Raw genomic sequence first — 12,023 nt, forward strand, 5'->3', positions numbered from 1 at the left:
ATAATGAGAGAAATATTCTTTTTTCAAAAACTAAAAAAACAACTCCTTCGCGTAATGCTTTGTGGTCTTTGCACAATAACCGCTTACGGGAATCACCCTGATTCCGCTTTTATTTTTTCATATACCTCAGGAAAAAGTTCTGATGGCCTTCATTTTGCGTGGAGTATCGATCAGACCAATTGGCATCCTATTGGGCCAGATTTCAGCTATATACAATCCGATTACGGAAGATGGGGTTCTGAAAAAAGAATGGTTACTCCTGTTTTATTTCCTGGTGCTGATGGTCAATGGCATTGCCTTTGGAGTCTAAATGAAACTGATGGAACTTTTGCTCACGCAGCTTCCAAAGACCTCATTTATTGGGGGCGCCAATCCTATCCTGTTGTAATGACAAATAAAAACTGTCTGTCTCCCAAAGTAGCATTCAATAAAGAAAAAAAAGAATACATTATATCATGGTTAAGCAAAAACTCAACTGAAACAATCGCTTGCTACACCACAACCAAAGATTTCAAAAGTTATTCGGAAACCAAAAATATTCCATTATCAGAATATAAAAACACGCGCAGTACCATTGTCATTAATGGAAAAACACAAATAGGTTCTATAAATAAAGTAGGCTGGAAAGTTATTGATGGTTTGATTAAAACACAACAATTAACCACCTACAAAAAACAATTATGGTCCGAAACTACTGAAACAGAAAAGGATCGTTTTGCCAACTTAAAACCAGTAAATGCAAAATTCAGTTTAGATGTGAGCAAAAGCAAAAAAATCAGCACTACTTTGGTTGGTATCTTTTTCGAAGATCTAAATTATGCTGCTGATGGTGGTTTGTATGCTGAACTCGTTCAAAACCGTGATTTCGAATATAAAATAAGTGATACCAAAGGTAGAGATGCTTCTTGGACAAGCACAAAAGCGTGGACTCTAAAGGGCGAAAATGCCACTTTAACCATTGATTCGATTGCTCCCATTCATCCAAACAATCCTCATTACGCAAAGCTTTCGATTGCCAAAGTTGGAGCAGCTTTAGTAAATGAAGGTTTTGATGGCATTGTAATGAAAGCTGGTGAAAAGTACGATTTTTCCCTATTTGCTAGAATTCCAGAAGGTAAAGCAGGCAAATTATTGGTTCGGCTAGTGGATAAGAATGGAACAATCTATGGGGAAACAACCACTCCAAACATGACTACCAATTGGAGAAATTACAAGTCGGTTATTACTGCCAAAAAGTCCGTTGTTGATGCTCATCTGGAAATTATCCCACAAACGACAGCAACAATTCATTTGGATTTGATTTCACTTTTTCCTCAAAAAACATTTAAAGAACATAAAAACGGATTGCGTGCTGATTTAGCCCAAACGCTTGCGGACCTGCAACCTAAATTCATGCGTTTTCCTGGTGGCTGTGTGGCTCACGGTGATGGTATTGCGAATATTTATAACTGGAAAAATACCATTGGACCACTAGAAGCACGTACTCCGATGCGCAATATTTGGGGCTATCATCAAACCGTTGGTTTAGGCTATTTTGAATATTTTCAATTTAGTGAGGATATGGGTGCTGAACCACTGCCCGTTATTGCAGCAGGAGTTCCTTGTCAGAATTCTTCAGTAGGTGGTCCAGGACAACAAGGTGGAATTCCGATGTGTGATATGGATAACTATGTACAAGACATACTTGATTTGGTCGAATATGCGAATGGTGCTGTAACGACAAAATGGGGTAAAAAACGAGCAGAAGCTGGACATCCAAAACCATTTAACCTAAAATATGTAGGTATTGGAAACGAAGATTTGATAACCGATATTTTTGAAGAGCGTTTCACGATGATTTTCAAAGCGATGAAAGAAAAACATCCTGAAATAACAGTTATAGGAACTGTCGGTCCAAATTTCGAAGGAACTGATTACCAAGAAGGCTGGGATATCGCTTCAAAACTGGGTGTGCCCATGGTCGACGAACATTATTATCAATCACCAGCTTGGTTTATTTACAATCAAGAATATTACGATCAATATGATCGCTCAAAATCAAAAGTGTATCTTGGTGAATATGCTGCGCACCTGCCGGGCAGACCTAATAACATAGAAACAGCTTTGGCGGAAGCCTTATATTTAACTTCGGTTGAACGCAATGGAGATGTGGTAAGCATGGCTTCGTATGCGCCCTTACTGGCGAAAGACAAACATACACAATGGAATCCTGATCTTATTTATTTCAATAACACCGAAGTGAGGCCAACTGTTGGCTACGAAGTACAAAAGTTATATGGTGAAAATGCAGGGGACCAATATATTCCAACTGAAATCAGTCTTTCTAACAATCAGGAAAATGTAAAAAATCGTATTGCCATCTCTGTCGTTCGCGATACCAAAAGCAATGACCTCATTGTAAAAATGGTTAATATGTTGCCTGTAACTGTGAATGCATCGGTTGCATTGAAAGATGGAAATTTTGGAAATTCAGAAACCATAAAAACAGTATTAAAAGGAACGCCAAACGACAAAAATGCAAAACCGGTGGTTTCTAAAGGTATTGCAACGGAACTGAATTCGGTTTCATTGCCCGCTTATTCCTTCACCGTATATCGTATCAATCAATCAATAGATTAATTTCTCAGCTAAAACAAAATGACAAGCAATTGTATAACAAAAAAACTTTGGATTGGACTGCTATTCGTTTCAGTAGTGACTCTTTACGGGCAATCAGCTAAACTTCAAAGTTTCCCCTTATCATCAGTTCGTTTATTGGAAGGCCCATTTAAGGAGGCCCAACTTACGGACATGAAATATATTTTAGCACTTGATGCGGATCGTCTTTTGTTTCCTTATTTGAGAGAGGCAGGAATAGAAACGAAAGGGGAAAGTTACGGCAATTGGGAAAATACAGGTCTTGATGGTCATATTGGTGGACATTATATTTCGGCTTTATCTGAAATGTATGCCGCCACAGGCAATGAGCAAATAAAGGAAAGACTCGATTATATGCTCTATTGGTTCGAAAAATGCCAACAAAAAAACGGAAACGGATACATAGGTGGTGTTCCTGGTAGTAAAGCTTTATGGGAAGAAATTGAAAAAAGCAAAATTAATGCGGGTAGCTTTTCATTGAATGATAAATGGGTGCCTTGGTATAATATTCATAAAGTGTATGCTGGATTAGTAGATGCCTATACATTAACCGGAAATGAAAAAGCTAAAAAGATGCTGATTCAACTTTCGGACTGGTGTTTGAAACTTACCGCCAATTTATCCGACGAACAAATTCAAGACATGCTTCGCAGTGAGCATGGCGGAATGAATGAAGTTTTTGCTGATGTTGCGGCCATTACAGGAGATAAAAAATACTTGACATTAGCCGAAAAATTTTCTCATAAAACAATTTTAAATCCGCTATTAGAAAATAAAGATGCGTTAAATGGATTGCATGCCAATACACAAATCCCAAAAGTAATTGGTTTCATGCGGGTAGCTGAAGTATCGGGAGATAAAGAGTGGGCCAATGCCGCTAATTTTTTCTGGAATACAGTAGTGAACAATCGTACTATTTCTATTGGTGGAAACAGTGTAAGAGAACACTTTAACCCTGCTACTGATTTTTCTTCTATGTTGGAATCGAGAGAAGGTCCAGAAACCTGCAATAGTTACAATATGTTGAAATTAAGTAAACATTTGTTTCTTGCTAACCCTTCTTCTAAATATATGGATTATTATGAGCGTACAACATATAATCACATCTTGTCATCTCAACATCCAGATGGTGGTTTTGTCTATTTCACTCCAATCCGCCCTCGTCATTATAGGGTCTATTCAACACCACAAGAGTCCTTTTGGTGCTGCGTAGGTTCAGGACTAGAAAATCACGGAAAATATGGTGAACTAATTTACGCACACGACAACCAAAATCTGTATGTGAACCTATTTATTCCCTCAACTTTAAAATGGGAAGAAAAAGGAATCAGCTTAACGCAAACTACTAAATTCCCATTTGAAGAAAAAACTTCAATCGAATTGAAACTAAAAAAAGCACAAAAATTTGCCATAAAGTTCCGTTATCCATCATGGATAGCAGACGGTAAAATGAAAATAAGTGTCAACAATAAAGAAATGAAGATTGAAAAAGATGCGAATTCCTATGTTTCTGTAAAACGCAAATGGAAGACGGGAGATGTCATTTCGATTGTGTTGCCAATGCAAAACAAAACCGAACAACTTCCTGACCATTCCAACTGGGTTTCCTTTGTTCGTGGACCAATCGTACTTGCCGCTGTTACAGATACGACTGATTTAGTTGGTCTTCATGGCGATGGTAGTAGAATGGGGCATATTGCTAATGGACCTATTTACCCTATTGAAGAAGCACCATTGCTTATTTCAAACAATGCTGATTTAGCGAATTCCTTAATCGCAGAAAAAGGTAAATCCTTTGTTTTTACCGCTTCGGACATTATTTTTCAGGAGAAATATAAAGATTTAGAATTGGTTCCTTTTTTCCAAATTCACGATGAGCGTTACATGATTTATTGGCCCTTTACGACCAAAGAAAAATTGCCGGAAATACAAAAAGCAATGAAGAGTAGAGAAGAGGCTCAAATGAAATTAGAAGCAGCAACGGTTGATGTTGTTACATCCGGAGAACAGCAACCAGAATCAGATCATAATTTCAAAGGAGAGCAAACGGATACAGGATTTTATAAAGAACGTCATTATCGTTATGGAAAAGGTTTCTTTAGTTATGACATGAAAAACACTCTTTTAGAAGCCCAAAAATTACAATTCACTTATTTTGGCACCGACACAAACAAGAGTTTCGATGTTTATGTTAATGATGTTTTGGTAGCTTCGATTATCCTAAACGGTACTGAAGGAAAGCAATTTGTTGATAGAATGATAGCACTTCCAGCCGCGATTATAAATAGTAAAAACAAAATTTTGCAAGTAAAATTTAAGGCGAAACCAAGTTCTGAAATTACTGCCATTTATGAAGTACGATTAATGAAATAAGACGATATTCTAACGGTTTTGAGGAAGCATTTATTTTAAAAATAATATTAAATATTTAAATTATGATTAAACAATTTTTGTTTTGGTGTCTATGCACCAATTTTTTAATACTGTCAGTTAAAGCACAGGATACTTTAGTATCAAAAAAGTACGTCGATGTAAAAATAATGCTAGACAAACCAGTTGGTGAAATGTATCCAATGTGGGCATGGTTTGGTTATGATGAGCCAAATTATACCTATATGAAAGATGGTAAAAAGCTACTTTCAGAACTGGCAAATCTTTCACCTACTCCAGTATATGTTCGGACACACAGTTTATTGGTAAGTGGAGATGGAGTTGCCGCATTAAAATGGGGTAGCACAAATGCATATACCGAAGATGAAAAAGGCAATGCTATATATAATTGGAGCATTATAGACAGTATTTTTGATACCTATATCAAACGCGGTATAAAACCATTAGCTCAAATTGGATTTATGCCAAAGGCAATGAGTACAAAACCAGAACCTTATAGACATTCTTGGAAACCGAGTGACCCCTATAGCGAAATTTTCACAGGTTGGGCCTATCCTCCAAAAGATTATAATAAATGGGCTGAATTAGTATATCAATGGGTAAAGCATAGTGTGGAAAGGTATGGAAAAAAAGAAGTGGAAAGTTGGTATTGGGAAGTATGGAACGAACCAAACTATTACTGGAAAGGCACTATGGATGAATTCTTCAAACTATATGATTATTCAGCCGATGCTGTTAAACGAGCGCTTCCAACGGCTAAAATAGGAGGTCTCAATATTGCTGGTACAAGGAGTGAAAATTCTCAAAAATGGACGAATGCTTTTATACAACATTGCATCAGTGGTACTAATTATGCAACAGGCAAAAAAGGTGCGCCACTGGATGCTTTTCTTTTTCATGCTAAAGGAAACCCAACCTTAGTAGATGGTGTGGTTCGCATGGATATGTCACCTCAATTAAAGGATATTTCTACAGGTTTCAAAATTGCTTTATCTTATCCAGAAACAAAGAATTTACCCATTATCATTGGTGAAAGTGATCCTGAAGGATGTGCCGCTTGCGGAATGGCGACTAACCCACAAAATGCCTACAGAAACGGAACCATGTATAGTAGTTATACCGCTGCATCGTTTGCCAGAAAATACCTTTTGGCCGATAAATATGGGATCAATTTTCTAGGGGCTGTTTCGTGGTCCTTTGAATTCGAAAACCAACCTTGGTTTTATGGATTTCGAGATTTAGCTACTAACGGTGTAGACAAACCGATACTCAATGTATTTCGTATGTTTGGCAAAATGAGTGGTAAACGTGTAACTGTCCAAAGCGATCGCATGACGCCATTACAATCTATTGTAGAAAATAGTGTCCGTGGTGAGCAATCAGAAATAGGTGCACTTGCTAGTGTTGATAAAAAAACTGCTGGTATCATGTTATGGAACTACCATGACCTAGACCAATTGGGCATCGCAGAACCTGTTCGTGTTAGCATTAGTGGAATAAAAACCAAGAAAGTAACGCTAACTCATTACACAATAGATAGCCAACATAGTAATTCATATGAAGTTTGGAAAAAAATGGGCTCACCACAAAATCCAACTTCTGAACAAATTTCAATACTAGAAAAAGCGGGTCAATTGGAAACCGTTGGAAATCCTCAAAAACTAGACGTTACATTGGGTAATTTAGTAGTTGATATTGTGTTGCCAAGACAAGCAGTATCCTTGTTGAAACTAGACTGGTAAATTATTAAAATTGAAATAGTTTAGTAAATTGTTTGAACTTCCAGCTGCTATTATCACAAGTAAAATATTAAGCAAAACCAAATTCAGAAATCAAAGCCAATTTTTAAATACGTATAATGAAATAGGATCATTACGTCAATTCAGACGAAAAGAATTAGGGTACAGATTTTTAACATGAATAATTAAAAGTAATATAATTATAAAAATAATGGATAGATTTAATGTCTGACCAACTTAATAAAATCAATAATAAACCCTTTAGAATATATAAAATAATGAAAACTAAATTATTATATACCGTAACACTGTTGTTGCTTTTAAGTTTTAAATTGGAGGCACAACCCCGTTTTGGGGATGCTGTTTTGTTTAACAATGATTGGAAATTTATTCTTTCGGATGTAAAAGAAGGAGCAAGTTTAGAACCAATAGACACTAAATGGAGAGCTTTGAATTTGCCACACGACTGGAGTGTGGAAGGAACCTATAGCCCAGACAAAGCGAGTTGTCAGGGATATTTGCCCGGTGGAATAGGTTGGTATCGTAAAACTTTTGAGGTATCAAAAAACCAAAAAGATAAAAAAGTGTACATCTATTTTGAAGGGGTTTATAATCATAGTGAAGTGTTTATAAATGGAAAATCGGTGGGAAAACGTCCTAATGGTTATGTTTCGTTTAAGTATGATCTAACACCGTATATAAAGTTTGGCGAAAAAAATATTCTTTCAGTTAGAGTAGATCATTCCGAGGATCATGATTCGCGTTGGTATTCTGGTTCCGGAATTTACCGAGACACCTATTTAGTGTATGCTTCGCCAGTTCACATTAATTTATGGGGAGTCTATTCTAAGGCGATTGATATATCTGAAAACAAGGCCAATATTGCTGTAGAAACAACTATTAAAAACACCTCTGAAAAAGCATCCAATATTGAAGTTTCCCAAGAAATTGTAGATCCAGCAACTGGAAAAGTGATTGCTTCTCAAAAAGTAAAAAATAAAGTTAAGGCGAATGCCAATTCCGTTTTTGATCAAACATTGACTTTGAACAAACCAAAAAGATGGTCGTTCGAAACGCCATTTTTATATCAATTGAGAACGGTTATTAAAAGTGACGGAAAAATCATTGACAAAAGTGAGCAAATGATTGGTATCAGGGAATTAAAGTTTGATGCCAATAAAGGCTTTGCTATAAACGGAAAAGGAACGAAAATAAAAGGAGTTTGTATTCATCATGATGCAGGGACACTTGGTGCTGCAGTGCCAAAGGAAGTTTGGAAAAGACGTTTGGAAACGCTGAAAAGCATTGGTTGTAACGCCATTCGGTTAAGTCATAATCCACATGCCTCCGATATTTATGATTTATGTGATGAATTAGGGATGTTGGTTATGAATGAAGCTTTTGATGAATGGGAATTTCCAAAAAGAAAATGGATAACCGGCTGGAATGTAGGTGTTCCTGAATATCAAGGAGCAGCCTCTTACTTTAAAGAATGGGGAGACCGTGATTTAGAAGCCATGATGCTACGAGACAGAAGTCATCCTTCAATTTTTATGTGGAGTATAGGAAACGAAGTAGATTATCCAAACGATCCGTATTCTCATCCCGTTTTGAATGGTGCAACTCTTGACCAACCGGTTTATGGAGGTTATAAGCCTGATAGCCCTAATGCTGAACGATTGGGTGATATTGCAAAAAGATTTTCGGCCATAGTTCGAAAATTCGATACTTCAAGACCAGTTACTGCAGCATTGGCAGGGGTAATAATGTCAAATGAAACAACTTATCCATTTGCTTTAGATGTTACGGGTTACAATTACACAGAGAGTCGATATGACGTAGATCATAAAAAATATCCTGAGCGAGTTATTTACGGAAGTGAAACAGGGCATAGTATGAGGTCTTGGAAAGCGACAAGAGACAAAGACTATGTTTTTGGTCAGTTTTTATGGACGGGTATTGATTATTTAGGAGAGTCAAATGCTTGGCCTTCACGTGGGTTCAATTCGGGGCTTTTGGATTTTGGTGGATTTTTAAAACCGCGTGGTTATTTCCGTAAAGCATTATGGAGTACAGCACCTAGTATTTATATCGGAACCTATCCTTTGCCAGCGAAAAAAGATAATTTATCTATGGATGCCAATGCTATTTGGAATTACAAACAAGACGAAATGGTACGAGTCGTTTGCTATTCGAATGCACCAAATAACAAATTGTTACTGAATGGCAAGCAAATAGGCGAAATAAAAGGCTTAGATGACAGCACGGGAATTATTTATTGGGATCTTCCGTATCAAGCAGGAAAACTTGAAGTCGTAGGGCTTGATAAGGATAATAAAACGATTTGTACGTATGCGATCCAATCATCAGAACGTCCAAGTAAAATGAATGTGACAGTTGATGAAAACACCATAAAAAGTGATTCAGGGATTGCTCATATAACGGTTCAAGTTGTTGATAAAAATGGTGTTCCAGTGATGATGTCTGACAATGAAATAACCTGTACAGTTGATGGTCCTGGGAAATTATTAGGTTTAGAAAGTAGTAATAATACTGATATGACCAGTTATTCTGATAATGTGCAACGTGTTTATCATGGCAGAACGTTGGCCTATATTCAATCTTCGGGTGAAGTGGGGGATATAAAAGTTACTTTTTCTTCTCCTTGGTTGCCAGATGCTGTAGTTACGATTCAATCGGTTAAGAATTAAAATAATGATTAACTTGCTTACTGATTTCTTCAATGGAGTTAGGCATCCAGTTAATTGAATAAAAATAAACTGAAAAACAACCCTACTTACTACTTGGGATTAAGAGTTAAACGATAAAAAAATGAAACAAAACACCAACCTATTTTTGACTTTAGTGCTGCTAGTAAGTACGCTTCAATTTTCATTTGCGCAAAATGATCTCATCACCAATATTCAAGGACGCAAAACGATCTCGCTTAATGGTACTTGGCATTATATTATAGATCCCTACGAAACGGGATTCTACAATTATAGATATAAAGAAAGGAATGAGGACGACAAGGAAGCCTATTGGAATAAACCAAACGAAGAAAATAAAATAGACCGAGTGGAACATGGGTATGAAGCACCTTATGAAATAAAAGTTCCCGGAGATTGGAATTCACAAAAAGAAGTATTTAAATATTATGAAGGCACAGTTTGGTATCAAAGAGAATTTGATGTGCCACAAATGGATGCAACCGAACGTGTATTTCTTCACTTTGGAGCTGTAAATTATGAGGCTCATGTGTATTTGAACGGAAAAAAATTAGGCATGCACAAAGGTGGATTTACCGCTTTTAATTTTGAAATCCCTAAAGCGCTATTACAAAAAGAAGGCAATTTCTTAGTCGTTAAAGTCGATAATAAAAGGTATAAAGATGAAATTCCAACCTTAAATACCGATTGGTGGAATTATGGTGGAATTACCAGAGATGTTAATTTAGTGATTACAAAAGACAACTTTATAACTAATTATGGACTTACGCTGAATCAGGATCAAGATATAAAGACAGCATTAAAGAATAATAAATTTCAAATTGACGGAAGTATCAAGCTAAATGCAGTAGCCACTAATACTACCGTTACAGTTGAAATTCCAGAGTTAAAAATCAAAAAGAACTTTACTATAAATGGTGATGAGGTTCGTTTTTCTATATTGGCAAAAAACATCCATTTATGGTCTCCTGACAATCCAAAATTGTATGAAGTAAGCTTTAACTTTAATGGCGAAAAAATTAAAGAAAAAATTGGCTTCAGAAAAATCGAGACTTCAGGAAATAAAATACTGCTTAATGGAACTAAAATTTTCTTAAGAGGAATCTGTATTCATGAGGAAGTACCTCAAGAACAACGAAGAGCTTATAGCAAAGAGGATGCTGATAAAATGTTTAAAGAGGTAAAGGAACTTAATGCAAATATGGTGCGTTTAGCTCATTATCCACATAATGAATACATGCTTAAAGCGGCCGATTCTCTTGGAATAATGGTGTGGTCAGAAATCCCTGTTTACTGGGCAATCGATTTTGGTAATGAAGCCGTACTTCAAAAAGCGAAGGTACAATTAGAAGAAATGATTACAAGAGATCGGAATAAGGCATCACTTATTATCTGGTCTGTGGGTAATGAAACTCCCGTAAGTCCAACTCGAACTAATTTTATGAAATCGCTTATAACCAGAGCTAAGGAATTAGACAAAACAAGATTAGTTTCGGCAGCCTTAGAAGTAGCTTATAACAAAGAAGTAAATACTATCGACGATCCGTTAGGTCAATATACCGATATTGTTTCAGTTAACGAATATTTAGGCTGGTATGGCGGACATCCTAATGACACCCAAACCGCACATTGGAAAGTAGTGTATGACAAACCACTTTTCTTTAGCGAAACAGGAGCAGGTGCAAAAGGAGGCTATCATGCCGACAAAGAAACCAGATGGAGCGAAGAATATCAAGAATGGTTTTATGAAGAACAAATCAAAATGATGAAAAAAATGCCCGAAAACTATTGTGGGCTTTCCCCATGGATACTTAGGGATTTTAGATCTCCTAAACGAAACCACCCAAAATACCAAGAAGGATGGAATAGAAAAGGCTTAATCGATGATAAAGGAAATAAAAAGAAAGCCTTTTTTGTTTTGCAAAAGTATTATAAGGAAATGGCGGAAAATAAGAAATAAAAGTTTTTTTAGTGTGCTTGGATAGTTTGTCCCAATAATTTTCGGGACTTGGGTCGGAATTTTCGGTCCTGCGTTTTTACAAATAGCTATTCGTCTCGCTAATGGCAAAACGCTTATCAATAACTGGTTTAATACATGAAGCGATACGATAGATACTAGTAACCAACCGCTTCAGGCCATAGAAATCACTGCCGATAAAAAAAATGTATGGACTTTACGGTCGTGGAATGAACCAGCGAACCTCGATCCTTCAACTATTATTATTATTATTATTCCTTTAAACGAACCGCATACTACTGAAAAAGTCTTTTTTGGAGCTATTCATTAAATTTCAAAAAAGAGGGACTAAAAAGAATTACTTAAATATCCCTCTGATTCAAAAAAGTTGACTTTCTGAATTAGAAAACGATACAGAAGAATATCTAAATACCAATAAATTAGTTTATTAAGCGCAATTCAAGGTAAAAGACGAAAACACAGCAAAATGAAAATAAAATAGGATATTCAATTTGATATGGAAAACGAAAATAACTGATAACCAGATATTCGAATCTGTAAAAAAATGCG

General features: G+C 36.2%; 5 protein-coding genes. All 5 read left to right on the plus strand.

Annotated features, from left to right (window positions below):
- The first annotated feature begins 3 nt into the window (after positions 1-3).
- The 5 genes from E0F76_RS15850 to E0F76_RS15870 all read left to right on the plus strand — a co-directional run bounded on the left by E0F76_RS15850 (position 4) and on the right by E0F76_RS15870 (position 11,456).
- On the plus strand, positions 4-2,619 hold the full coding sequence (locus tag E0F76_RS15850; protein ID WP_246022086.1) for an alpha-L-arabinofuranosidase C-terminal domain-containing protein: 2,616 nt from the start codon (positions 4-6) through the stop codon (positions 2,617-2,619).
- Between the two features lie 18 nt (positions 2,620-2,637).
- A complete protein-coding gene (locus E0F76_RS15855; RefSeq protein WP_132008344.1) occupies positions 2,638-5,010 on the plus strand; it encodes a glycoside hydrolase family 127 protein in 2,373 nt (790 codons plus the stop codon).
- A 62-nt stretch (positions 5,011-5,072) separates the two neighbouring features.
- A complete protein-coding gene (locus tag E0F76_RS15860) occupies positions 5,073-6,770 on the plus strand; it encodes a GH39 family glycosyl hydrolase (RefSeq protein WP_132008347.1) in 1,698 nt (565 codons plus the stop codon).
- A 275-nt stretch (positions 6,771-7,045) separates the two neighbouring features.
- Entirely contained in the window at positions 7,046-9,478 is a 2,433-nt protein-coding gene (locus E0F76_RS15865) for a sugar-binding domain-containing protein (RefSeq protein WP_132008350.1), read from the plus strand.
- A gap of 121 nt (positions 9,479-9,599) precedes the next feature.
- The gene (locus E0F76_RS15870; RefSeq protein WP_132008353.1) at positions 9,600-11,456 is read left to right on the plus strand and encodes a glycoside hydrolase family 2 protein; all 1,857 of its coding nucleotides are present in this window, start codon (positions 9,600-9,602) and stop codon (positions 11,454-11,456) included.
- Positions 11,457-12,023: the final 567 nt, after the last annotated feature.

Origin of the sequence: Flavobacterium cellulosilyticum, from assembly GCF_004349355.1 — a bacterium.
Lineage (GTDB): Bacteria > Bacteroidota > Bacteroidia > Flavobacteriales > Flavobacteriaceae > Flavobacterium > Flavobacterium cellulosilyticum.

Excerpts from the sequence above, each read along its gene's own strand:
- E0F76_RS15865 (WP_132008350.1), top strand. The coding sequence starts at position 7,046 with ATGAAAACTAAATTATTATATACCGTAACACTGTTGTTGCTTTTAAGT.
- E0F76_RS15855 (WP_132008344.1), top strand. The coding sequence starts at position 2,638 with ATGACAAGCAATTGTATAACAAAAAAACTTTGGATTGGACTGCTATTC.
- E0F76_RS15870 (WP_132008353.1), top strand. The coding sequence starts at position 9,600 with ATGAAACAAAACACCAACCTATTTTTGACTTTAGTGCTGCTAGTAAGT.
- E0F76_RS15850 (WP_246022086.1), top strand. The coding sequence starts at position 4 with ATGAGAGAAATATTCTTTTTTCAAAAACTAAAAAAACAACTCCTTCGC.
- E0F76_RS15860 (WP_132008347.1), top strand. The coding sequence starts at position 5,073 with ATGATTAAACAATTTTTGTTTTGGTGTCTATGCACCAATTTTTTAATA.